General features: G+C 64.7%; 23 protein-coding genes. 12 read left to right on the top strand and 11 right to left on the bottom strand.

The window, feature by feature from the left end; genetic code table 11:
• From KVT37_RS07435 to KVT37_RS07425, 3 genes are read left to right on the top strand one after another with little or no spacing between them, the layout of a single operon-like run.
• A complete protein-coding gene (locus tag KVT37_RS07435; protein ID WP_217571188.1) occupies window positions 1-1,155 on the top strand; it encodes a carbohydrate ABC transporter permease in 1,155 nt (384 codons plus the stop codon).
• A gap of 4 nt (window positions 1,156-1,159) precedes the next feature.
• The gene (locus KVT37_RS07430) at window positions 1,160-2,824 is read left to right on the top strand and encodes an alpha-glucosidase (RefSeq protein ID WP_217571186.1); all 1,665 of its coding nucleotides are present in this window, start codon (window positions 1,160-1,162) and stop codon (window positions 2,822-2,824) included.
• 33 nt (window positions 2,825-2,857) lie between these two features.
• A complete protein-coding gene (locus tag KVT37_RS07425) occupies window positions 2,858-3,970 on the top strand; it encodes an ABC transporter ATP-binding protein (RefSeq protein WP_217571184.1) in 1,113 nt (370 codons plus the stop codon).
• Window positions 3,971-4,059: 89 nt separating this feature from the next.
• On the opposite strand, the gene KVT37_RS07420 is transcribed toward KVT37_RS07425, so the two are convergent.
• The 3 genes from KVT37_RS07420 to KVT37_RS07410 all read right to left on the bottom strand — a co-directional run bounded on the left by KVT37_RS07420 (window position 4,060) and on the right by KVT37_RS07410 (window position 4,842).
• Complete coding sequence (locus tag KVT37_RS07420) at window positions 4,060-4,290, bottom strand: DUF680 domain-containing protein (RefSeq protein ID WP_217571182.1); 231 nt, start codon at window positions 4,288-4,290, stop codon at window positions 4,060-4,062.
• Between the two features lie 69 nt (window positions 4,291-4,359).
• On the bottom strand, window positions 4,360-4,566 hold the full coding sequence (locus tag KVT37_RS07415) for a DUF680 domain-containing protein (RefSeq protein WP_217571180.1): 207 nt from the start codon (window positions 4,564-4,566) through the stop codon (window positions 4,360-4,362).
• Window positions 4,567-4,635: 69 nt separating this feature from the next.
• On the bottom strand, window positions 4,636-4,842 hold the full coding sequence (locus tag KVT37_RS07410) for a DUF680 domain-containing protein (protein WP_217571178.1): 207 nt from the start codon (window positions 4,840-4,842) through the stop codon (window positions 4,636-4,638).
• A gap of 595 nt (window positions 4,843-5,437) precedes the next feature.
• Here KVT37_RS07410 and KVT37_RS07405 point away from each other — a divergent pair.
• Genes KVT37_RS07405 through KVT37_RS07380 form a run of 6 tightly spaced genes read left to right on the top strand, consistent with a single transcriptional unit; the run spans window position 5,438 to window position 10,664 of the window.
• Window positions 5,438-5,866, top strand: a complete 429-nt coding sequence (locus KVT37_RS07405) for a PqqD family protein (RefSeq protein ID WP_217571176.1) — start codon at window positions 5,438-5,440, stop codon at window positions 5,864-5,866.
• 37 nt (window positions 5,867-5,903) lie between these two features.
• Entirely contained in the window at window positions 5,904-6,950 is a 1,047-nt protein-coding gene (locus KVT37_RS07400) for a serine kinase (protein WP_217571174.1), read from the top strand.
• The gene (locus KVT37_RS07395) at window positions 6,950-7,702 is read left to right on the top strand and encodes a glycosyltransferase family A protein (protein ID WP_217571172.1); all 753 of its coding nucleotides are present in this window, start codon (window positions 6,950-6,952) and stop codon (window positions 7,700-7,702) included. Before KVT37_RS07400 ends, KVT37_RS07395 begins: the two co-directional genes overlap by 1 nt.
• A 60-nt stretch (window positions 7,703-7,762) precedes the next feature.
• Window positions 7,763-8,515 carry a glycosyltransferase family A protein gene (locus tag KVT37_RS07390; RefSeq protein ID WP_217571170.1) on the top strand — a complete coding sequence of 251 codons (753 nt, stop codon included), beginning with the start codon at window positions 7,763-7,765 and terminating at the stop codon, window positions 8,513-8,515.
• Window positions 8,515-9,192: a glycosyltransferase family A protein gene (locus KVT37_RS07385; protein ID WP_217571168.1), complete on the top strand. Its 678-nt coding sequence runs from the start codon at window positions 8,515-8,517 to the stop codon at window positions 9,190-9,192. Before KVT37_RS07390 ends, KVT37_RS07385 begins: the two co-directional genes overlap by 1 nt.
• Window positions 9,192-10,664: a nucleotidyltransferase family protein gene (locus tag KVT37_RS07380; RefSeq protein ID WP_217571166.1), complete on the top strand. Its 1,473-nt coding sequence runs from the start codon at window positions 9,192-9,194 to the stop codon at window positions 10,662-10,664. The genes KVT37_RS07385 and KVT37_RS07380 overlap by 1 nt, the downstream gene beginning before the upstream one ends.
• 27 nt (window positions 10,665-10,691) lie before the next feature.
• Here KVT37_RS07380 and KVT37_RS07375 read toward each other — a convergent pair whose 3' ends face one another.
• The 7 genes from KVT37_RS07375 to KVT37_RS07345 all read right to left on the bottom strand — a co-directional run bounded on the left by KVT37_RS07375 (window position 10,692) and on the right by KVT37_RS07345 (window position 16,928).
• Window positions 10,692-10,925: an AbrB/MazE/SpoVT family DNA-binding domain-containing protein gene (locus KVT37_RS07375; RefSeq protein ID WP_217571164.1), complete on the bottom strand. Its 234-nt coding sequence runs from the start codon at window positions 10,923-10,925 to the stop codon at window positions 10,692-10,694.
• A 68-nt stretch (window positions 10,926-10,993) separates the two neighbouring features.
• Window positions 10,994-11,740, bottom strand: coding sequence for a ferredoxin reductase (locus tag KVT37_RS07370; protein ID WP_217571162.1), 747 nt, complete (start codon window positions 11,738-11,740; stop codon window positions 10,994-10,996).
• 24 nt (window positions 11,741-11,764) lie between these two features.
• On the bottom strand, window positions 11,765-12,376 hold the full coding sequence (locus tag KVT37_RS07365) for a sulfite oxidase-like oxidoreductase (protein WP_217571160.1): 612 nt from the start codon (window positions 12,374-12,376) through the stop codon (window positions 11,765-11,767).
• Window positions 12,377-12,501: 125 nt separating this feature from the next.
• Window positions 12,502-14,046: a DegQ family serine endoprotease gene (locus KVT37_RS07360; RefSeq protein WP_217571158.1), complete on the bottom strand. Its 1,545-nt coding sequence runs from the start codon at window positions 14,044-14,046 to the stop codon at window positions 12,502-12,504.
• A gap of 186 nt (window positions 14,047-14,232) precedes the next feature.
• Window positions 14,233-14,979, bottom strand: a complete 747-nt coding sequence (locus tag KVT37_RS07355) for an MBL fold metallo-hydrolase (RefSeq protein ID WP_217571156.1) — start codon at window positions 14,977-14,979, stop codon at window positions 14,233-14,235.
• Window positions 14,979-16,145: a diphosphate--fructose-6-phosphate 1-phosphotransferase gene (locus KVT37_RS07350; RefSeq protein WP_217571155.1), complete on the bottom strand. Its 1,167-nt coding sequence runs from the start codon at window positions 16,143-16,145 to the stop codon at window positions 14,979-14,981. Before KVT37_RS07350 ends, KVT37_RS07355 begins: the two co-directional genes overlap by 1 nt.
• A gap of 114 nt (window positions 16,146-16,259) precedes the next feature.
• Window positions 16,260-16,928, bottom strand: coding sequence for a L,D-transpeptidase (locus KVT37_RS07345; RefSeq protein WP_254633882.1), 669 nt, complete (start codon window positions 16,926-16,928; stop codon window positions 16,260-16,262).
• Between the two features lie 332 nt (window positions 16,929-17,260).
• Between KVT37_RS07345 and KVT37_RS07340 the strand changes: the two genes are divergently transcribed.
• Window positions 17,261-17,884 (top strand): LysE family translocator, encoded by a 624-nt coding sequence (locus KVT37_RS07340; protein WP_112097044.1) that lies wholly within the window; start codon window positions 17,261-17,263, stop codon window positions 17,882-17,884.
• Between the two features lie 300 nt (window positions 17,885-18,184).
• On the opposite strand, the gene KVT37_RS07335 is transcribed toward KVT37_RS07340, so the two are convergent.
• A complete protein-coding gene (locus KVT37_RS07335) occupies window positions 18,185-20,812 on the bottom strand; it encodes an autotransporter outer membrane beta-barrel domain-containing protein (RefSeq protein ID WP_217571151.1) in 2,628 nt (875 codons plus the stop codon).
• Between the two features lie 322 nt (window positions 20,813-21,134).
• Between KVT37_RS07335 and KVT37_RS07330 the strand changes: the two genes are divergently transcribed.
• Both KVT37_RS07330 and xylB read left to right on the top strand, forming a co-directional pair.
• A complete protein-coding gene (locus KVT37_RS07330) occupies window positions 21,135-22,460 on the top strand; it encodes a tetratricopeptide repeat protein (RefSeq protein ID WP_217571149.1) in 1,326 nt (441 codons plus the stop codon).
• Between the two features lie 82 nt (window positions 22,461-22,542).
• The gene (xylB, locus tag KVT37_RS07325) at window positions 22,543-23,997 is read left to right on the top strand and encodes a xylulokinase (protein ID WP_217571147.1); all 1,455 of its coding nucleotides are present in this window, start codon (window positions 22,543-22,545) and stop codon (window positions 23,995-23,997) included.
• Window positions 23,998-24,046 lie beyond the last annotated feature (49 nt).

Here is a 24,046-nt window from a genome sequence, read left to right as displayed (position 1 = left end):
ATGGCCGCGTCCACCGGAAAGTCCTTCGTCAGCCGCTTCGGCGTTCATATCGCCGTGCTGATCTTCGTCGTCATCTGGACCATCCCGACACTCGGCATTCTCGTCTCGTCGCTGCGCGACAAGGACCAGATCATCGCCTCGGGCTGGTGGAATTCCTTCTCGAGCTCCAGCCAGACCGAGGCCGGCCGTCTGCCGGCTGCCTCCGCGCAGACACAGAAGGACGGCAAATACGTCATCGAGGGCAACGTCTTCGGCGACGGGGCCAAGCGCGCCATCAGCGCCTTCGGCACGAAGGCGGCCACGCCGACACAGTACAAGGCCGGCACGGCTGCCGATCTCGGCGATGGCGTCAGCCTGCAAGTCAACGCCGACGGCAGTTTCGTGCTGTCTTCGCCGAAAGCCTTCGAAGGCGACCGTGGCCAGCGCGTCTATTATGCGTCCTCGGCGCCGCCGAAATTCACCACGGAAAACTACGAGAACGTGCTGTTGTCGCAAGGCATCGGCCGCTCCTTCATGAACTCGCTGACCGTGACCATCCCGGCGACGGTGATCCCGATCCTGATCGCGGCCTTCGCGGCCTATGCGCTGGCCTGGATGCGCTTTCCCGGACGGGCGCTGCTGATCGCGGTCATCATCGGCCTTCTGGTGGTGCCGCTGCAGATGTCGCTGATCCCGCTGCTGAAGCTCTACAACGGCGTCGGCACCTTCTTCGGCGTGCCGTCGAAGACCTATCTCGGCATCTGGCTGGCGCATACCGGCTTCGGCCTGCCCTTCGCCATCTATCTGCTGAGAAGCTACATTGCCGGCCTGCCGCGCGAGATCATGGAATCGGCACGCATCGACGGCGCCAGCGATTTCGAGATCTTCGTCAAGATCGTGCTGCCGCTGTCGTTCCCGGTGCTTGCCTCGTTTGCCATCTTCCAGTTCCTGTGGGTATGGAACGATCTCCTGGTGGCGATGGTTTTCCTGGGGACCGCGCCCGACCAGATCGTGCTGACGGCGCAGCTCAACGCGCTGCTCGGCTCGCGCGGCGGCAATTGGGAGATCCTCACGACATCGGCATTCATCACCATCATCGTGCCGCTGACCGTGTTCTTCTCGCTGCAGCGCTATTTCGTCCGCGGGCTGCTTGCCGGCTCGGTGAAAGGAGGTTGAGACAATGCAATCGGCTTTGAAGGCGACTTCGAGACCCGACCCCGCCATCGATCGCGACTGGTGGCGGGGCGCGGTGATCTACCAGATCTATCCGCGCTCCTATCAGGACTCGAACGGCGACGGCATCGGCGACCTGAAAGGCATTGTTCGGCGCCTGCCCTACATCGCCGCGCTCGGCGTCGACGCCATCTGGATCTCGCCCTTCTTCAAATCGCCGATGAAGGATTTCGGCTACGACGTGTCGGATTATTGCGACGTCGATCCGATGTTCGGCACGCTGGCCGATTTCGACGCGCTGGTGACCGAGGCGCACCGGCTGGGGCTCAAGGTGATGATCGACGAGGTGCTGTCGCACACCGCCGACATCCACCCCTGGTTCAAGGAAAGTCGCTCCAGCCGCACGAATGCGAAAGCTGACTGGTATGTGTGGGCGGACGCCAGGCCCGACGGCACGCCGCCCAACAACTGGCTGTCGATCTTCGGCGGCTCCGCCTGGCAGTGGGACACCAGCCGCCAGCAATATTACATGCATAATTTCCTGGCCGAGCAGCCTGACCTCAACTTCCACAATGGGGAAGTCCAGGACGCGCTGCTCGACATCACCCGCTTCTGGCTGGAGCGCGGCGTCGACGGTTTTCGGCTCGACACCATCAATTTCTACTTCCACAGCCAGGGGCTGGAGAACAACCCGCCGCTGCCGCCGGAAGAGCGCAACGACCAGACGGCGCCGGCGGTCAACCCCTACAACTACCAGGACCATATCTACGACAAGAGCCGGCCGGAGAATCTCGGCTTCCTCGAACGCTTCCGCGCGCTGCTCGACGAATACCCGGCGCAGGCGGCGGTCGGTGAGGTCGGCGATTCCCAGCGTGGCCTTGAAGTGGTCGCCGCCTACACCACCGACGGCAAGCGCGTGCATATGTGCTACTCCTTCGACTTCCTGGCGCCGGAGAAGATCAGCGCGGCGAAGGTGCGCGCGGTGCTGGAGGCGTTCGGCACCGTCGCCAGCGACGGCTGGTCGTGCTGGGCCTTTTCCAACCATGACGTGATGCGGGTGGCCTCGCGCTGGGCCGCCAACGAGGCGGACCCGATCGCCTACCTCAAGGTGATCTCGGCGCTGCTGATGTCGCTGCGCGGCTCGGTCTGCATCTATCAGGGCGAAGAGCTCGGCCTAGGCGAGGCGGAGCTGAAATTCGAAGACCTGCAGGATCCCTACGGCATCCGCTTCTGGCCGGAATTCAAGGGCCGCGACGGCTGCCGCACGCCGATGGTGTGGGAGGCGGCGGCCGCGAATGGCGGCTTCTCGACAGCAAAACCGTGGCTGCCGGTGCCGGGCAAGCACCTGTCGCAAGCGGTGAACGTGCAGCAGGGCGACGCAAGCTCGCTGCTCGAACATTACCGCCGCTTCCTTGCCTTCCGGCGCCAGCATCCGGCGCTGGCCAAGGGCGATATCGACTTCATCGCAAGCGATGGCGATACCGTCGCCTTCACGCGCCGCGAGGGCAACGAGCGGATCGTCTGCGCCTTCAACCTCGGCAGCAAGCCAGCCGAGATCAATCTCGGCCAGGGCGCGCTGCAACCCTTGCCCGGGCATGGCTTTTCGGGACAGACTGGCAGCGGGCCGGTCCGCCTCGGCGGTTACGGCGCCTGGTTCGGGCGCATCGACTGAACTTCTAAAACAGATCAACGGGAGGAGAGAACCATGGCCGATGTCACGCTCAACCAGGTGAAGAAATCATACGGCAACCTCAACATTCTCCACGGCATCGACCTCGACATCAAATCGGGCGAGTTCATCGTCTTCGTCGGGCCGTCGGGCTGCGGCAAGTCGACCTTGCTGAGGTCGATCGCCGGTCTTGAGGAGATCACCGGGGGCGAATTGAAGATCGCCGGCGAGGTGGTGAACGACGTGCCGCCGTCGAAGCGCGGCATCGCCATGGTGTTCCAGTCCTATGCGCTCTATCCGCATATGACCGTCTACGACAACATGGCCTTCTCGATGAAGATCGGCAAGGAAAGCAAGGCGGAGATCGACAAGCGGGTGCGCCAGGCGGCGGAAATCCTGCAGCTGACCAAATATCTCGACCGCCTGCCCAAGGCGATGTCGGGCGGCCAGCGCCAGCGCGTCGCCATCGGCCGCGCCATCGTGCGCAACCCGAAGGTGTTCCTGTTCGACGAGCCGCTGTCGAACCTCGACGCGGCCCTTCGCGTCGCCACCCGCATCGAGATCGCCAAGCTCAAGGAATCGATGCCGAACACGACGATGATCTACGTCACCCACGACCAGGTCGAGGCAATGACGCTGGCCGACCGCATCGTCGTGCTCAAGGATGGCCGGATCGAGCAAGTCGGCACGCCGATGGAGCTCTACAAGCGTCCAGGCAATCTGTTCGTCGCCCAGTTCATCGGCTCGCCGGCGATGAACATCCTGCCGGCGAAGATCGAGAAGGCCGGCAACCCGACCGTGGTCAGCCATGTCGGCGGCCGCAAGGCGACGGTGCCGATCGCCACGCCGGCCTCGGCCAATGGCGCGGCGGTCAGCTTCGGCGTGCGGCCCGAGGATCTGGCGATCGCCACGGGCGCGGATTTCCTGTTCGAGGGCAAGGTCGACTATATCGAGCAGCTTGGCGAGGTTCAGCTCGTCTATATCGATATCGGCCGCGCCGACCTGCCGCTGGTGGCCAAGCTGCCGGGCAATGTCGAAGTCAAGCGCGGCGAGACGCTGCGGCTCAACGCCAACGGCGGCGACCTTCATATATTCGACGCGGACGGCCACTCCTTCACGCTGCATCGCGAGGAAGCCAAGGCGGCCTGAGCCCGCAAAAGCTGCTACGGCAAAGAATACGGCAAAGAAAAAGCGGCGGGCCAAGGCCCGCCGCTCTTATTTTAGATCACGGTCGGCTGTTAATGATTGCCGGCGTGGTCGCGGTCGCTGCCCTGCGGAGCCGACTTCTGCGCGTCGCCCGAGTTGAGCAGCTTGTAGACCGTCGAGCCGGCACCGATCGACGACGTGCGCGTGGTGTCGACGGCCGGAGCCGGCTGGTTCACGCCGCTGTTGTTGTAATTGTCGCTGCCGGCAAAAGCAGCCGTGGAAACAGCCATCAGCGCTGCGGTGGCAAGAATGATCTTCTTCATTTTAGGTACTCCTGAATTTCTGTCGGACCTAAGCAGCGGGCAAGCCCGCCGCCGTTCTGAAATCGGCAGTTAGTTGTTGCCGAAGAGGTTGTGATCGGCACCCGTCTTTACGGGGATCTGCGCGGCCGGCTCAGCCTTGCGGACCGAGGCCGTGTAGGACGAGTCGACCGTGGCAGCCGGCGGATTGGCAGCCTGCGAACCATAATTGTCGCTACCGGCGAAAGCGCTGCCGGAAACCGCGAGGAGGGCGACAGCGGCGAGGATGATCTTATTCATTTTAGTGCTCCTAATTTCTTGATCCGACCGAGGCGGCGGGCGAGCCCGCCGCAGGTTCAGGGCCGGTTGTCAGTTGTTGCCGAAAAGGTTGTGGTCGGCGCCCGTCTTGACCGGGATCTGCGTGGCCGGCTCTGCCTTGCGGACCGAAGCCGTGTAGGAAGAGTCGACCGTCGCGGCCGGCGGATTGGCAGCCTGCGAACCATAATTGTCGCTACCAGCGAAGGCGCTGCCGGAAATGGCCAGAAGGGCGGCGGCAGTGAGAACAATCTTTTTCATTTTTGCTACTCCAGTATCTTTATTCCGTCCGTCTAGCGGCGTGTCTTGGGAATGAAATCGCGTCGTTCGGACAGCCCCGATGTGGGTGAGCCGACTGCCGGATTCCAATCACGAAGTTTTTCCAGCTGGACCATGAATCCGCACCTTGAAATTTTGATAAGCATGCCTACTACTCTATTTTTATTGAGCTAAACCAATGGCTTATGCGATTGCATCGGTTGGCTCACCAAATGTGTCGGGGTGCCAATGTTCACACCGTCCTGCACGCACCGTCAACAGAAACGAACTGTTCGGTTCGATTTTAGAATCTCCTAATAGTCACTTTTCGATACTATTAACCATTCGACCCCCGTTCGGAGGATCGATTCGACACTTCAGGAACGGGTTCGGATCGACTTTGGCACGGGTCGCGGCAGCCCCATTGTCGGCGCTGAACTCGGAGCCTGAACCGCGAATGCCCCCAGACGGTCGACAGGGCGGCGGCCCGCCTTGCCTTGCCAAGCAGGAACCGAATGTTTACAGCCGGTGTCCAGGGGTCAGGCGATGCTGCGGCCGGGAGAGCCGTCGGCAGGAATTGCAGAGCGGGGTCAAGGGCATGCCTCTTTCCAACGTCTACGCCGTGGCGAGCAAGGATATCGTTTTTGAATCCTTCGACGGCGAAGCTGTCGTGCTCGATCTTTCCAACGGCAAGTATTTCGGCTTCTCCGATTCCGGCAGCAAGGTGTGGCAGGCGCTGTCCTCGGGCGTCGGCACCGAGGCGCTGATCCGATCGGCCGGGGGTGCTCCGACGATCGATCCCGCCGCCCTTGAGGCCTTCATCGCGCAGCTGGTCGAGTTCGGGCTTCTGGCGCCTTCCGACGCGACGCCGCTTCCGTCGTCCGACGATTTGCCGGCAGCGCTGGCGGCGGCGAGCGAACCGCTCAATGTCAGCGTCCATGACGACCTCGCCGACCTCATCATCGTCGACCCGATCCATGAGGTCGAGGAACCGCTCGGCTGGCCCGCCGTCAAGCAGGTTTCCTGAGCGGCCGGCGAGGGGCAGAGCCAGGCTGGAACAGGCCATGCCACGTGTGACGCTCGATACTTTGCCGGACTACGCCCGCTTTCTCATCGGCGCCGCCGAAAGCGCGGCCGGGCAGTTTCCGGTCCAGCGAACCGTCGGCCTGCCCGGGCTGGAATCGACCGCGCATCTCGATCGGGGCGTGCTCGCGGATGCCCTTGCTCACGCTTTCATCGAAGCCGTGGACGATCGGCGCGACATCCGCCAATGCCGTATCTTCATCGGTCATCCCGGCATCGGCGACTTGCCGGAGCCGGCAAGCTGGGGCGATGCGCATTTCACCGAACATGGCTTTGCCCGGAAGCTCGCCGAGGCAGGGCTGCGCGGTCATCATTTCCACGATCTGGATTTCTGGCAGGTCTACGATCCCGACCGGCAGATCGGCGTGCAACTGATGCGGTCGGCCGACGCGTTTCCGCCGTGGGAGCCCGGCGCGCCGTTGCGCGCTTTCCTGCATTGGGAATACGCCGCACGGGGCATGCGGCTTACCCATGCCGGCACGCTGGGCCTCGACGGCAAGGGCGTGCTGCTGGCCGGCGCCGGGGGTGCGGGCAAATCGGGCACAGTCGTTGCCGGCCTGTTGAACGGCCTGGACAGCGTCGGCGACGATTATGTGCTGATCGACCTCGACAGGGGCGTGAGGGCGCGACCGCTTTTTTCGACGCTGAAGCAGGATCCCAAGGGGTTCGCGCGGCTTGGCCTGGAGACGCGGTTGGGGACCGGACGGTCGCTCAACTGGCAAGGCAAGCACGTCTTTCACATTAGCGAGATCGCGCCTCGCCCGGCGCGTGCAAGCCTGGACATTCTTGCGTTGATGGTACCACATGTCGTTGGCGGCAAGACGAGTTCGATCGTGCCGATGTCGCGCAGGGACGCCATCATCGCGCTGGCGCCGTCCGGCATCGCGCAGATGCCTGGCGAGCGGGAAAGCGGCTTTCGGTTCTTCAGCGAACTCACGCGCTTCCTGCCCTGCTACAGGCTTTCCCTCGGGGCACGTCCCGACGAGATCGCCGGCACTATTGGGGATTTCCTCGCACGAGGCGCCTGATGAAACTGAGCGTGATCATGCCCGTCTTCAACCGCGAACGCTACGTCGTGCCGGCATTGCGCTCGTTGGTCAGGCAGCACGATGCCGCCGACCTCGACATCATCGTGGTCGATGACGGATCGAGCGACGGTTCCGCCGACGTAGTGCGTTCGATGATGCGCGAGCATCCTTGCATCCGCCTGTTCCAGCAGCGCCATCTGGGCGTCGCCAAGGCGCGCAATGCAGGACTGCGGCAATTGCCGGCGGATGCCGGCTTCGTGTCCTTCCTCGATTCCGACGACATTTCACTTGCCGGGCGCTTCAAGGCCGATCTTGCCCGCTTCGAGGCCGGCACCGATCTCGAGCTCACCTATTCGCTGATGACCATGGCGGATCGGATCGACGACGAGAGGCTGGAGCCGACACCCGACAGCCGTGTCATGACGCTTCGAGGAATCTCGTTGACCACCGCCCTGTTCAGTCGCGCGCTCGTCGAACGCATCGGTTATTTCGACGAGGAGTTCGAACAGGCCGAGGACACGGATTATATGCTGCGTGTGTTCGAAAGCGGCCCGACCTACGAGCTGCTGGACAGCGTCGCCATCTACTACCGGCGCCACGCCGACAACGTAACCAGAGAACATACCAGCAGGGTCCGCAATCATTTAAGGGCCATCCACAAATCGATGCGCCGCCGCCGGGCGGATCCATCGCTCAGCGCCGTGCAGGGCATTTTCGAGCTGAAAAGCCCGCCTGAGTGGCAAATGATGTGAATCCCGGGCACAATGGGATCAGCTCGGATGGGGATCGGTTTGGGTGGATTGGGGTCGCGCATGCGGCTGAGCGTCATCATGCCCGTGTACAATCGCGAGGCCTATGTCGGCGCGGCGCTGCGCTCGCTGCTTCGGCAGCGCAATGCGGCGGATCTCGATATCATCGTGATCGATGACGGCTCAACCGACGGTTCGGCCGAAGCCGTGCGCGCGATGATGGACGAAGCACCCTGCATCCGACTATTCCAGCAGGAAAACATGGGCGTGACCCGGACGCGCAACAGCGGGCTCAGGCAGCTCAAGCCGGAAACGGAACTGGTGTCCTTTCTCGATTCGGACGACATCTCGCCGGCCGGGCGCTTCGGTGCGGACCTGGACCTATTCCGGAAGGATCCGTCCCTCGAGCTCACCTATTCCAGGATGATGCTGGTCGACAGGATCGACGAGGAGACCCTGGAACCTGCCCCCGACAGCAACAGCATCACCGTTCGCGGCATTCATCTCTCGGCCGCGATTTTCGCGCGCGGTCTGGTCGACAGGATAGGCGGTTTCGACGAGGATTTCATCCAGGCCGAGGATACGGACTTTCTGCTGCGCAGCTTCGAGGTTGGGCCCCGCTATGTGCTGCCGGACACGCTGGCGCTTTATTACCGGCGGCATGCCGGCAACATGACAAGACAGGAAGACGTCCAGTCGCGCGAGTTCCTGCGCGCCGTCTACAAATCGATGAAACGCCGCAGGGCCGATCCGTCGCTGAAGCCGATCGAAGGCATCTTCGAGCTGAAAAAACTCGCGGACTGGCGGTTCAACTGATGGGCACATACGGCGTCGTCATTCCGGCTTACAACGCCAGCGCCACGATCGCCGAGACGCTGCGATCGGTGGCGGCGCAGACACTGCGGCCCGAACTGGTCGTGGTGGTCGACGACGGCTCGACCGACGATCTCGCCGCCGCGATCAGCGGCATAGACCTGCCGCTCAGGCTCTTGCGCCAGGACAATGCCGGGCCGGGCAGCGCGACCACCCGCGGCATCGCCGCGCTGTCGACACCCTTCATTGCCACGCTCGATGCCGATGACCTCTGGCTGCCGGGAAAGATCGCGGCGCAGTTGGCCCATCTCGAACGGCTTCCCGCAACAGCCGGGGTCTTCACCCATATCCGCAGTTTCCGCGACGGGGAGCCCGACGCGATGGCTCCGACCGCAATGCCCGGCTGGTCGCGCTCGACGATGCTGATCCGCCACGAGGTGGCCGAGAGCATCGGCCCGATGGTCGATCCGCCCGGCGGTCGTGGCGAGATGATCGACTGGATCGCCCGGGCCCGTGAAAGCGGCTTTGTCCTCGACATGCTCGACGAGGTCCTGGCGCTACGGCGCATCAGGCCCGGGAGCTTGTCCTATGGCCGCGATGCCGCACGCGACCGCGGTTATCTGGAAGTGGCGCGCCTGGCCATGCTGCGGCGGGCGCAAAGCAAGGCCGGCTCCAGCTGATGGCGAAGATCCGTCGCATCGGCAGGCGTTTTCCCGATTATGGCTGGTCCTGGCCGACCGGGTCGCTCGACCAGTTGCTCAAGGCAGCGCTTCTGCCCGACGAGGTGGCGGCGCGCCGTTGCGCCGCCGGCTGGCTGGACGAGAACGACATCGACCATGTCTCCTTCCGGGAACACCGCCTGCTGGCGGCCATTTCCGACAGGTTCGGACGCAAGCTTGCGGGCCACGCCGCCTATCCGCGCCTGGTCGGCCTGCAAAAGATGCTGTGGACCAAGTCGCGGATGGCGATGCGCGAGGCCGAGCCAGCCTTGAAGGCGATGGTCGACGCCGGCTGCTCGGTGATGCTGATCAAGGGCGCCAGCCGCATCGCGCTCGATGCCGCCGCGCAGCGCGGGCGCGTGGCGCATGACATCGATATACTGGTGCGACCGCAAGATATGCAGCCGGCTTTCGACGTACTGCGCGACCGCGACTGGCAGATCGCCACCGGTGTTTCCCCGCAATATCTGCGGACAAGGCTGGCGTCGCTGCGCTCGATGAATTTCTTCAAGGGCAATTACGGCGACATCGACCTGCATCAGCTCGCGTATGACGGCTCGCAGCAGAGCGCCGAGGACGACATCGCCATCTGGCAGCGGGCGACCGCCGCGGAGTTCGGCGGCGTCAAAGTGGTCGTCCCCTCGCCGGCCGACCGCATCGCGCTCGCCATCGCGCATGGCGGCCTCGACGCGCATACGCACAGCGACTGGCTGGTCGATTGCACCGTGGCCATCCAGGGCGGCAATGTCGACTGGACCATATTCCTCGATGTCGTCGCCAGGCGCGGCCTCGCCGTCGCCGCGGCGGTGGCGCTTTCCTACCTTGCGCTGGAGATCGGCATCGCGGTGCCGGAAGCCCTCTTGGCGCAGGTGGTGGAGATGGCCGACCGGCGCGGCGCGGCGCGCCTGTCGTCCGTCCTGCAAGCCAAGCCGCGCACCGATTTCGGGGCGCTGACCTGGCTGTCGCGCGGCTTGGCCAAGCAACTGCGCCTGCAGCGCAAGAAAGGCCGGCTGAAGCAGACCGAGCGGGATATTGTGTGGCGCGGCAAGCCGATGGCGGCAAAGGCCGCCGGCGGAGCTGACGTCTTCGTGCTCTCGCAGAGCCTGGACGAGCCGTCAGGCGATGCCGGCGAGATGATGCTCGATCTCATCGTGCGCGTCGCCGTTCCCCCGGTACGGCGACGCATCGAGATGGAGCTCAACGCGGGCGACCGGCATGTCGCCCGGCTGCGCTCGATGGCGCTCAGCCGCTCCGGCGGGGAGCGGATGCTGCGCTTTCGCGGCAAGGTGAAGCTCGACCCCGCGGGGCGGCCCCTGGTCCTGGAGGCGCGGCCGTCGCGGCAATTCCGCGTCTGGGACAACGAGCAGGCCGTCGCCACCTATGGCGCGCTGCCCTTCCAGCTCGTTTCGGCGAAGTTTTCTCCGACCGGCTGAAATAGCGCTCAATCTAGTCGACGAGCGTCACGCTTCGCCACGCGTCAGCGCCATGATCGCGTCGGTCGTGAGCCCCTCACCGGCATGGCCTCGTAACTCGGCAAAGCGACTAACCGGCTGCTTCCTGTCAACACGAGCCAGCACCACGCTTCCATCCGTGGCACGCCGGAAATCGACCTGGCTTCCTGGGACGATCCCTAGCAGGTCGCGGACCGGTTTGGGAATGGTCACTTGCCCTTTTGCTGTAACGGTGGCGGCCATCCTCGCTCCTCGGTGACACCAGATGTAAGTAAGTTATAGATCGAATTTCAACGCCTTAAACTCGGCGTTCAAACCCCATAACGCTCGGTGCGGATAATCCCCGCCGGGACATCGGCGTCGATCAGCGCTTGGGCAGCCGCCGAGACGAAGGCATTCGAGCCGCAGACATAGGCGAGCCTCGGCGCCTTGGGCAGGCGCTCGATCGCTTGCGCCATCATGTGGGCGTCGACGCGCCGGGAATAGTCGGCCGGCCGCCTGGCCGGTTCGCGGGTCAGCGTCAGCACAAGGTCGAACCCGTCGCGACGATCGTCGAGGCCGATCAGTTCGTCGCGGAAAATCACCTCGTCCCAGACCCGCGCCGAAAACACCAGCGCGACGGGCACCGCGGCGTTGCGCTGCGTGCGGTGGCGCACCATCGCCATCAGCGGCACGACGCCCGATCCGCCGCCGACCAGGAGGATCGGGCCGCCGTCACTGTCCTCCCAGATGAAATGGCCACCCAGCGGCCCGCGCAATTCGATCTCGTCGCCGACCGCAGCCACGTCATGAAAGAAGGGCGAGACCTCGCCGTCGTCCAACCGCTCGATCGCCAGCTCGACGGCGGCACCGGCTTGCGGTGCCGAGGCGATGGAATAGGAACGGCGCGCCTGATAGCCGTCCGGCGCCGTCAGCCTTATGTCGACATGCTGCCCAGCCAGATGAGTGAATGGCCGGGACGGCTTGAACCAGAAGCTGGTGACGCGCGGCGTGCGCTTTTCGATGCGGGCGATGGTGGCTGCCTGCCAGGGCGATTGCGGCGACGGCTCGGAGCTCATGGATTGACCCTCACGAGTCGCCCCTCATGGATCGCTCGAATAACGCTGCTCGCGCCAGGGATCGCCATACATGTGATAGCCGCGCAGTTCCCAGAAGCCCGGTTCGTCGCGCTCTGTGAACTGCAGCCCGTTCACCCATTTGGCCGATTTCCAGAAATAGAGATGCGGCACCAGAAGCCGCGCGGGTCCCCCGTGGTCGGCGGTGATCGGCTTGCCTTCATAGAGCAGCGCCACCATCGCCTTACCGGTAACGAGATCCTTGGTCGGCACATTGGTGGAATAGCCGTCGAAGGACAGCGCCAGCGTGTAGGCGGTCGGCGGCTCGATGCCGGCGTCGGCTAGAATATCGTCGATCATCACGCCTTGCCAGGGTGTGTTGAACTTGGTCCAGGCCGTCACGCAATGGATGTCGCGCGTCATCTTGCTTTGGGGCAGGGCGTTGAACTCGGCCCAGTTCCATTTCTTGAGCGGCTTCGGCCCCTGCTTGAGGGTGAAGGACCAATCCTCGGTGCGGACGCGCGGCGTCGGCCCGGCCGAGAGCACTGGGAAACCCTGTTCCAGATACTGGCCGGGCGGAATGCGCGCGTCGGTGTCGGAAGGAGGACGACGTCCGGAAAAGAAGCCACGCGTGACCATCGAGACATCCTTACGCCGGAGGTTTGACCGATGGCAGGAGTGTTCTCGAAGACGCTCCGGGGGGCAACAGAAATTTTGTTGGCAGAGCCCGCCGGAGACGCCGGCGGGCTCTGTCGAAGCTTTTCTCAGCCGGCGGCGAAGGGCACGGCGACGAAGATCTGCGAGTCGCCGCGATCGATCAGCAGGAGCACCGATTTCTTGCCGGACTTGCCGGCCTGGGCGATCGCCTGGTTGGCCTGCCTGGCAGTCTTTACCGGGGTCTGGTCGACACCGACGATGACATCGCCAGGCTGGATGCCGGCGGCCGAAGCCGCCTTGTCCGGATTGACCTGCTCGACCACGGCGCCGCGCTGGTTGTCGGCAAGGTTGAGCTGGTCGCGGATGTCAGGCGTGAGGTCGGTCAGGCCGAGACCGAGCGAGGGGACGCGCAGGCCTTGCCCGCCAGACTGACTGCCGCCCTCATTGCCGTTCGCGGCGGCCTTCTGATCGTCGCTGTTGCGGCCGACATCGGCGGAGATCTGCATCGCCTTGCCCTTGCGCCAGACTTCGAGCGTTTCCTTGACGCCCGGGGAAACATCGGCGACGGCGCGCGACAGATCCTTCGGATCCTTGACCTCCTGGCCTGCGAAACCGGTGATGACGTCGCCGGTCTCGATACCGGCCTTGGCGGCCGGTGAGCCATCCGTGACCGCCGAAACCAGCGCGCCGCCGGGATGATCGAGGCCGATGGCGCTGGCGACATCCTGCGTGACCGGCTGGATCTGGACGCCGAGATAGCCATATTCGATGTCGCCGCCCTTCATCAGCTTGGCGACGACCTTCTCAGCCTGGTCCGACGGGATGGCGAAACCGACGCCGACGCTGCCGCCATTGGGCGAATAGATGGCGGTGTTGATGCCGATGACATTGCCGTTGACGTCGACCAGCGGCCCGCCGGAGTTGCCGTGGTTGATCGGCGCGTCGATCTGGATGAAATCGTCGAACGGCCCGCTATGCAGGTCGCGCCCGCGTGCCGAGACGATGCCGGCGGTGACCGTGGTGCCGATGCCGAATGGATTGCCGATCGCCAGCACCTGGTCGCCGGTCATCAGCTTGTCGGAATCGCCCCACTTCACCGTCGGCAGCGGCTTGTCGGCCTTGATCTTGAGCACGGCCAGATCGTTCTTGGCGTCGTGGCCGACGAGTTTGGCGGGAAGCTCGGTGCCGTCGTCGAGCGTCACCTTGATCGAGCTCGCGCCGTCGACGACGTGGTTGTTGGTGACGATGGTGCCGTCCGCGCCGACAATGAAGCCGGAGCCCAGGGCTTCCTGTCGCTGCGCTTGCTGCTGCGGCGGCGCCTTCGGCATCGGAGCGCCCTGATCGCCGAAGAACTGCTGAAAGAACTGGTCGAAGGGCGGATTGCCGCCGAGCGGCGAACCCTCGTCCTCGCCTTGGGGTTGCCCTTTCATCACAGAGGTGATGGTGACGACGGCCGGCTTGGTGACGGCGATGATCGGCGCGAAGGAGCCGTTCGGGGCCGTGATGCCGGCGACGGGCGTCTGCGTCGTCGCGGCCACGGTGCTCAGGCCGGCATTGCTTTGGGCAAAGGAGACGACGACGGGCGAAATGATCAGCGCGGCGCCCAGCAGGGCGGCGACGCGATGTCTGCGAAGAATGCTTGAGGGTGACATGGTCGTTCTGTCCGGGCGAGCGTTGATCCGGCGTCGCGGGCTCTCCCACGGGATCGTCCGTCAACGTGCCGATGACCGGAATTGCCTGTCTCGCCGTGCATGGCAGCCGGCCGTCTCGACAGACAGTCATCTAGGACGCCGAATGGCCCGAATTAGGGTTTTGAGGTGACCTTACAAAGATTTAATTCAGAGCGCGCTTACGAAGCGCTCGCGCCGGCGCAGGTAGGACGAGGCCATTTCGCGCATGCGGACGGCATCGAAAGCCGGGCCATGGCCGCCCAGGCCGATGCGGATCGGCAGGTCGAGCAGGCGCTGCATGGTGCGGCAATAGGCGGTGCGGTCCGAATCCGGCAGATCGTCGATCAGCATGCCGTCATAGATGGCGTCGCCGGCGAAGAAGAGGCCGTCGGCCTCATCGAACAGCGCGATCGAGTCCGGCGAGTGGCCAGGCAGGTGCAGCACGCGGAATTTCCGGTCGCCGAGATCGACGACGTCGCCTTCGTCGAGCGCACGGGTCAGCGGGGCGGGAGAGATGCGGTAGTCAGCCGCCTTCCAGTCCGGCGCCGGCAGTTTCGAGACGGCGCCGTCGAGATTATGGAACATGTAGGCGTAGGTGACGGCATCATCCATGCGGCCGAACTGAGCCGCGCTCATTGTCGGCCCCATGCGCAGCGGAAATTCATGCAGCGAGCCGACATGGTCGAGATGGATGTGCGTGGCGACGACGATGAGCGGCTTGCCGGCCGGCGTGTCGATCTCCGGCGCCAGCGGGCGGATGCCCATGCCCGTATCGACCAGAAGGTCGGCGTCGCGGCCCTTCAGATGCCAGATGTTGGCGCGCACGAAATCATGCACGAAAGGCTCGGTCAGCATCGTCGTGCCGGCATCGACAACAGCCTTGCCGAACCAGTCGCCCACCACCAGTTCGCCCATCAGACGAACGGCTTCCCGACCTTGTATTTTTCCGGCACCAGCCGCTTCAGATAAGCCATGCCGGCTTCCGAAAGCTGGTTGACGTCCGGCAGCATGAAATCGTCGGGCATATGGCGGGTCTTGCCGGCCACCGCCTTCAGCGGCACCTTCTTCAGCACGGTCTTCGACCCGTCATACTGGATCGCGACCGAGCCGCCGCCTTCGCCGGCGACGGCAACAGCGAAGGCGCCGGCATCGAAGGCTTCCTTAGCGTCGACGGCGCTGATCGCGCCGACATAGCCGCGCGGCATGTAGCCCAGCGCATCGACCCGGGCGCGCTTGCCCGGCAAGCCCTCGGCCAATGCACGCTCAAGTGCCGCCGGCAGGTCGCTGCCTGACAGTTTGACGTTGCCGTGCTGGTCGCGCTCGAGCTTCTCCGGCGGCACCAGGCTTTCGACCAGCGCCTTGCCGTCGGCGGTGCTGACGCCTTCCGAGACGGCGACGATGCAGCGCTTGTGGCGGTCGAGTTTTTCGCGCACCTCGTCGATGAAGCGCTTCGCCGAGAAGGCGCGCTCCGGCACGTAGATCAGATGCGGGCCGCTGTCGGCGTCGAGCTGCCAGGCGGCCGCGGCGGCGGTGAGGAAGCCGGCGTGACGGCCCATGACGATGCCGACATAGATGCCGGGCAGCGCGCGGAAATCGAGATCGACGGAGAGGAAGGCGCCGGCGACGAATTCGGCCGCCGAGATGAAGCCCGGCGTGTGGTCGTTCTCCTCGAGATCGTTGTCGATGGTTTTTGGCGCATGCACGAAGGCGATCGAGCCGCCGGCGGCATCGGTCAGGATCTGCTGCGTGCCCGAGGTGTCGTTGCCGCCGATATAGATGAATGCGTCGGCGGCAGCCTTTTTCAGGCCATTGAGGATCACTTCGCAATAGGCGGCGTCCGGCTTGTCGCGGGTCGAGCCAAGGGCGGCGCTCGGCGTGCCGGCGATAAGCCTGAGCCGATCCTCGGGGATGGCGGAGAGGTCTACATAATTGCCGTCGCGAATGCCGCGCACGCCATGGATCGAGCCCAGCACCTTGGCGCCGGGATGACGCTTGCGGATTTCCAGCGTGGCGCCGACGACCGTCTGGTTGATGACGGCGGTCGGGCCGCCGCCCTGCGCGATGACGAAGGTTCCAGCCATGCTTTATCTCTCCCGAAGCGAAGGTTTTCAGAGCACCTTGGCCTGTCTTGCGGCATCGCGCAACGGAAGAAACGGGATCTCGAAAATGGCGGCCAGACAGGCCGCCCATCAAGGTCAGACCACGACGACCGGGTTCTTCTTGGAAACGCGGCTGTAGAGGTCGATGATGTCCTGGTTGATCAGGCGCACGCAGCCCGACGACATCGCCTGGCCGATGCTCCACCATTCGGGCGAGCCATGGATGCGGTAGCCGGTATCCTTGCCGTTCTGGTAGATGTAGAGGGCGCGGGCCCCGAGCGGGTTGGTGAGGCCGCCGGGCTGGCCGCCCTGCCACTTCACCAGCTCCGGCTTGCGCTGGATCATTTCCGGCGGCGGCGTCCAGACCGGCCATTCGCGGCCATACTGGATGTTGGCGCGGCCCGACCAGCGGAAACCGTCCTTACCGATGCCGACGCCGTAGCGGATGGCGTCACCGCCCGGCTGGACCAGATAGAGCATGCGTTCCTGCAGATGCACGACGATGGTGCCGGGCGCCTCGCCGGTCTTGTCGACGACGATCTGGCGGCGGAACTGCGGCTTGACCTTCTGCCACGGCACTTCCGGCACCTGGAAGCCGCCATCGGTGAGCGAGGCGTACATGACGTCCGGGCCGGTGATGTTCTTGTCGACGCTGATTGCCGGGCGCATGGGCGGCACGGAACCGGTGACGGTGTTGTCGAGCTGCATTTGCGGCAGGTCGAGCGTCTCGGTGGTGCTGCAGCCGGCAAGGCCGAGCAGCGCCATGGCGCCGGCGCCCGAAAGCACGGCGCGGCGGGAAAGCTGAATTTCAGTATCGATTGCGGCGCCGTTGGAAGGCGGCGTCAGACTTTGCGGCAACTCGCGCATACACCAAACCCTACGCTGCCGGCGGGAAGCACGGTCCGGCCGGATGACGGCATTTTCGCCACTCATGGTTGAAAAAGCGTGAAAGACCGCTGGTCCGGCTTAACCCTAACGGATCGTTGCGCCGGCTGACATGCATGCAGGCCGAGGCTTTGAAGATTTTTCCGACGGCCCCTTTACATTCTCGACGACCCCAGGATTTATCCTGTTCTTTGCGCTCAAGGAGTAAGGAAATGTCCTTCGAAAACTGGGCTGCCTTTGCCGCCGCCTCTTCCATCCTTCTCGTCATTCCGGGCCCGACGATCCTCCTGGTCGTCTCCTATGCGCTGGGACAAGGCTGGCGCACCGCGCTGCCGATGGCCGTGGGCGTCGCGCTGGGCGATTTCACCGCCATGACGTTGTCGATGCTCGGCATCGGCGCGCTGCTCGCCGCTTCGGCCACGGTGTTCACCGTGCTGAAGGTTATCGGCGCCGGCTATCTGATCTATCTCGGCATCAAGCTGTTCCGCGCCGGCGGCGCGCTGAAGGCCGAACCGCGCACCGACGTCGTTTCGGCGGCACGGATGATGGCGCATGCCTGGCTGGTGACGGCGCTCAACCCGAAGAGCATCACCTTCTTCGTCGCCTTCCTGCCGCAGTTCCTCGATCGGCATGCCGATTTCTGGACGCAGATGCTGATCTTCGAGACGACCTTCCTGACCTTGGCCTTCGCCAATGCCTTCGGCTACGCGCTGGTCGCATCGAGGGCGCGCGCCATCGTGCGCAACCCGAAGGCGATCCGCATCTTCAACCGCACCGGCGGCACGCTGCTGGTCGGCGCCGGCATCGCAACGGTGGCGATGCGGTCTGGGAGCTGATGTCTAGGAGCGGGTCGTTCCTGCCAACTGCTCTTACGCCTCATCCGCCATTCGAGCACCTCCTACCGCGAACGGCAGGACAATCGCATAGGTGGTTCCCCCACTCCGTCCCGGCTTCGCCGCGCCACCTCTCCCCCCTCCGGAGGGAGAGGAAATGTTAGCCGCGAAGGTTGCGACCTCGGAGATTGGCGTTTCCTCTCCCCCATGAACATGGGGGAGAGGTGGCCGCGCAGCGGCCGGAGTGGGGGGCTGGCGCCGCCATATGCGATTGCCCTGCCAAGAACGGGGAGAAGGACCCTTTCACCATTTCACGCTGACGCCCAGATTGCCTTCCAGCACGCGGCGTTTGTCGCCGCCGAGATTGGTGGTGTAGTCGCCGGTGGCGAAGACGCTGACCTTGTCCGTCACCTTGGCAACCACGCCGCCGCCGAATTCGAAGGAGGTGGACCGGCTCTCGGTCGAGATGTCGGTGCCCTCGAAATCGACCCGGTCGGTGCCGCCGAAATCGTGCCAGAGATTGGCCTTGAGGTAAGGCTGCAGCGGCATGCCGTTGAGAACCGTCTCGCCTTGCAGCCTCAATCCAATCCTGCCGGTGACGTCATCGTCGGAATCGAATGACACCGAGGAGAACCGGTCCCTGGCGTCGTCGAGCGACAGATGCTGCCAGACCAGTTGCGCCTGCGGCTCCAGCGTCCAGCCTTGTCCGAGTGCGACCGGGTAGCCGCCTTCGAGCGACGCGGTGACCCCGGTGCCGCCGACATCGATGCCGATGTCGCGGGACGAGGTGGCCGAGCCGCCGAAGAAGGTCGCCATCAACACACCGTCCAGGTACCAGCCGGTCTTGCCGATGCGTGTCCAGTAGCCGCCGACGCTGGTGCCGGTGACGTCGAGGCTGCCGACGGCGAGATCGTTCTGGCCAAGCGCCTGGCCGCGCAGGTCGCCGTTCATGCTGCCATAGGCGACGAATAGGCCGGCGCGGTCGACCGCCCCGGAGGCGGTCTCGCGGCCGAAAACATCGAAACCGGCCTGCAGGCCGAACAGAGTGCCGTCGAAGGAGGGCGAGACGGTTCCCGACCAGCCCATCTTGGCGTCCTGGCCGAAGATGCGGCCCCAGACGGGCGACAGCTCCGCATCCGACAGCAGGCTCTGCTCGCCGCGGCGTTCGTGGAAGGTGCCGAGCGTCGCCATCGTCAGATGCTCGGCCACCGGCGGCACGGCCGAATAGACCGGCACCTCGATGCGGTAGAGCAGGATTTGCTGGCCGGCCGCCGGCGTCGGCAGGTCCGGCACGGCGGTCGGCACCGGCGGCGGTGGCGGTGGCGGATCGGCCGGCGGCGCCTCGACCGGAGCCGGCGGCGCCTCGGGCGCGGGATCGCTCGCCTGCACCGGCGGCGTCGAATCGACCGGCGGATTGTTGATGTCGCCATCGGTCGGCACCGGCACCGGCGGCAGTTCGGACGGCGGCGGTGGCGGCTCGGTTACCGGAGGTTCCGGTTCCGGCTCGGGTGCAGGCTCACTTGTCGGCGGCGCCGCAGCGGGCGTCGCGGGCGTCGTCAGCGTCGAGCGCAGATACCAGTTGTCCTCGCTGCCGGCACTGACGCCGCCCTTGAACAGGTAATATTCGAAGGCGCCGGCCGCGACCGGCGCGTCGAGGGCAAAGGCGTTGGCGGTTGAGGTGGCGCCGTTGATCGCCTGCACCACCATGATGCCGTCGGCCGTGGTCTGGGCGCCGGCGCCGCCGACATTGACCACGGCGATGCCGGTCGAACCGGAGGCCGTGCCGTCGGAGATCACAAGCCGGTCGGAGGCCGAGGAATCATCCCCGAGTTCGGTCTGCAGCAGCAGCAAGCCACCCATCCCGACATAGTTGCCGGAAATCGTCAGCCGGTCGGTGGCGCCGGTGCTGCCGTTGGTCAGGTCGATACGGCCGGCATTGACGACCGACGCCAGTTGTCCCGCCGTGAAGGCCCGGATGGTCGAATTGAAGCCGCCGCCATAGAGCGTGCTGGCCTGGTCGACGTTAAGCGAGCCGGTGCCCGTGCCGGAGTCGCCCAGCGCGAGGTTGCCGTCGAGGATCAGCTGGGTGTCGTTGGTGGCGTTGATCGTCTCCCAGTTCTGCACCCTGGCGATGCCGTCGAGCTTGACGTTGTCGAAGGTGAGCGTGTCGGTGCCGAGGCCGCCATTCAGGGAATCGGCGCCGCCGAGATTGGCCTTGGTGAGGTTGCTGAGCTTGGCGGTGTCGTTGTCGGCGCCGAGATCGACGTTGCCGTAGATGATGCCGCCGCCGTCCCAGACGAAACTGTCGGAGCCGAAACTCATCAACACATCACCGCCGACGGTGCCGCCGGTGATGGTGACGCTGTCGTCGCCGCCGCTGACGCTGATGTTGCCGCCGATCGTGCCGCCGGAGAGGATGATGGTGTCCTTGTCGAAGCCGGTCACGAGGTTACGGTCGATGATGCCGCCCGACATGTTGAAATAGTTCTGGTCGAGCTTCATGTTGACGCGGCCGATGCGACCGCCGGTCATCACCGCATGGTCGCCATCGTCGAAGAAATCGACGATGCGGCCGCCGGTCATGGTGAAGGTGTCGAGCCCGTCGCCCTGGTTGAGCGAACCGATCTGGCCGCCGCCCATGTTGAAATCGTCGATGCCGGCGCCCTCTTGAACGTTGCCGGTAACCGTGCCGGACTGGATGTCGACGCGGTCCGCGCCGGGTCCGAACGTGACGTTGCCGCTGATCTGGCCGGTGCCTCCGGCCGGAAAGGTCAGGGTGTTGTCGCCACTGGTATCGCTAAGGCTGCCGCCCGAATCGCCACTGTCGCAAACGAAGGTGTCGTTGCCGGGGCTGGGGGCAAATACGCATGCCGCAAAGGCTTCGGAACCGGACAAGAGCGTAAGTGCCGTCGAGGCGAAAAGGCCGATCATCCAAGGATGATCCAAGCCTCTTATCTGTTGATCAGGAGTTGCTGATATAACTTTTCCGTCCGAGACCAGTCTCGGACGGTAATTTCCAAAGCGCTTCATCGCGTCCTCGCAAATCGCGATTTAAGCCCGTCCACCCCTGCCGTAATGAAGCCATAATTCGTCTGGTTTTTCAAAGCCTATTCTGCACCGTATGGTTGATAAACTGCGATACAGGCCGAATAGACCCGAGTATTGATTGATCCAGGCGGCCGTTGGCACGCTCCGCCCCGATGCTTTAGGATCAGGCCCCAAACATTCAAATGGCGATCATCGAAGGGCACCAATGGCGCTGAACGACGCATTCGGCCTCACCTATTCCGGTGCAACCGAAGCCGGGTTCTCGTCCTACGCCCGCGCCGTGCATGAGCTGCAGTGTTTCATCGGCGATCCGGTCGGATCGATCGACCGCGCCATCGCCGACGACCCGGCTTTCGTCATGGCGCACGTCTTCAAGGGCTACCTGTTCGGCCTCGCCACCGAGCGTGACGCGTCGGCGATTGCACGGTCCAGTTACGAGGCGGCGCTGCCGCTGGCGGCAAGCGCGCGCGAAGCGGCGCATGTCGCGGCGCTTGGCCATCTTGCCGAAGGGCGATGGCATGAGGCCGCCCGCATCCTCGAGGATATCGCGATCGGCAATCCGCGCGACGCGCTGGCGCTGCAGGTCGGACATCAGATCGATTTCTTCACCGGCAATGCGCGCATGCTGCGCGACCGCATCGGTCGGGCACTGCCGGCATGGCAAAAAGGCATGCCGGGCTATCACGCCATTCTCGGCATGCAGGCCTTCGGGCTGGAGGAAATGGGCGACTATGCCCGTGCCGAATCCTTTGGACGGCAGGCGATCGAGATCGAGCCGCGCGACGGCTGGGCGCAGCATGCGGTCGCGCATGTCATGGAAATGCAAAGCCGGCAAAGAGACGGCATCGCCTGGATGCGCGCCAATCCCGAGGCGTGGACGAAGGAGAGTTTCCTCCAGGTCCACAATTGGTGGCATCTGGCGCTGTTCCATTACGATCTCGGCGAAACCGGCGAGGTGCTCGCGCTCTATGACGGGCCGATCTACGGCGCTCGCTCGACATTGGCCCTCAACATGGTCGACGCGTCGGCGATCCTATGGCGCCTCACTCTCGGCGGTGTCGATGTCGGCGACCGCTGGACGGCGCTCGCCGCCAACTGGATGCCGAAGGCCGCCGCCGGCAATTATGCCTTCAACGACGCCCATGCGATGATGGCCTTTGTCGGCGCCGGGCTGGAGGGACCGGCAAAAACGCTGATCGAGGCGCAACACGAGGCGATGCACGGCACTGACGACAATGCCGCGTTCACGCGCGACGTCGGCCACCCGCTGACGCTTGCCATCAAGGCCTTCGGCGACGGCAATTATGACGGGGCCGTGCGCCTGATCCGGCCGATCCGCTCGATCGCGCACCGCTTCGGCGGCAGCCATGCGCAGCGCGACGTCATCGACCTGACGCTGATCGAAGCCGCGTTGCGCGCCGGCGATACGGCGCTGGCGCGGGCATTGACCGCCGAACGGCAGCTGGCCCGGCCCGACAGCCCGCTGTCGGCGCTGTTCTTGCGGCGTGCTTCCGATTTGTCTGAGAATTGACCCGCAGCGGATCTTGTCATAAGAACTGGCCAAGCCAGATTTTTTCGAGATCCGAAAAAATTAATGGCATTGGGAGGAAATCATGTATCTCGGCCTCGACCTGGGCACTTCGGGCGTCAAGGCGCTGCTGATCGATGATGGCCAGAAGGTCATCGGTTCCGGCCATGGTTCGCTCGACGTCTCGCGGCCGCATCCCGGCTGGTCGGAGCAGGACCCGGCGCATTGGATCGAGGCCTGCGAGGCAGCGATCGCCGAGCTCAAGGCTTCCCATCCCAAGGAACTCGCAGCGGTCAAGGGCATCGGCCTTTCCGGCCAGATGCACGGCGCAACACTGCTCGATGCCAGTGACAAGGTGCTGCGCTCCTGCATCCTGTGGAACGACACGCGCAGCCATGTAGAGGCCGCGGCGCTCGATGCCGATCCGCGCTTCCGCAAGCTCACCGGCAATATCGTTTTCCCCGGCTTCACCGCGCCGAAGCTCGCCTGGGTGAAGAACAACGAGGCGGCAATCTTCGCCAAGGTGGCGAAAATCCTGTTGCCCAAGGATTATCTACGGCTCTGGCTGACCGGCGAGCACATCTCGGAAATGTCGGATTCGGCCGGCACGTCCTGGCTCGATGTCGGCAAGCGGCGCTGGGCGCCGGAATTGCTGGCGGCGACGTCGCTCGACGAGAAGCACATGCCGTCGCTGGTCGAAGGCACCGCCAAGGCCGGCGCCTTGCGCGGCGAGCTCGCATCGAAATGGGGCATCGCGGCGGGCATTCCGATTGCCGGCGGCGCCGGCGACAATGCGGCCTCGGCCTGCGGCATGGGCACGGTCGGCGCCGGCCACGCTTTCGTGTCGCTCGGAACGTCCGGCGTGCTCTTCGCCGCCAACGCCTCTTATCTGCCCAATCCGGAAAGCGCGGTGCACACCTTCTGCCATGCGCTGCCCACCACCTGGCACCAGATGGGCGTCATTCTTTCGGCCACCGATTCGCTCAACTGGCTGTCGGAAATCACCGGTAAGGGCGCCGGCGAGCTGACCGCCGAGCTCGGCGATGCGCTCAAGTCGCCGACGGGCGTCTCCTTCCTGCCCTATCTCTCCGGCGAGCGCACGCCGCACAATGATTCCGCCATTCGCGGGTCCTTCACCGGGCTCGGACACGAGTCGAGCCGGGCCGTGCTGACACAGGCCGTGCTCGAAGGCGTCGCCTTCGCCTTCCGCGACAGTCTCGAAGCGCTGAAGAAGGCCGGCACGACGCTGAATCGGGTCACCGCCATCGGCGGCGGCTCGCGCTCGCGCTACTGGCTGAAGGCGATCGCGACGGCGCTGCAGGTGCCGGTCGATATTCCGGCCGACGGCGATTTCGGCGCGGCGTTCGGCGCGGCAAGGCTGGGGTTGATTGCCGCGACCGGGGCCGATCCGCTGGCGGTGTGTACGGCACCGAGGACGGATGCGACGGTTGAGCCTGATGCCGGGCTTGGTGGGGCTTATGCTGATGCTTATCAGCGCTATCGCGCGCTTTATCCGGCGATAAGGGCTGTAATCGCGTGAGCAGGCGCGAGGCCCCCCTCTCTGCCCTGCCGGGCATCTCCCCCTCAAG

Origin of the sequence: Mesorhizobium sp. GbtcB19, from assembly GCF_019091085.1 — a bacterium.
Taxonomy (GTDB): Bacteria; Pseudomonadota; Alphaproteobacteria; order Rhizobiales; family Rhizobiaceae; genus Mesorhizobium.
This window is presented reverse-complemented; position numbering and strand designations above follow the sequence as displayed.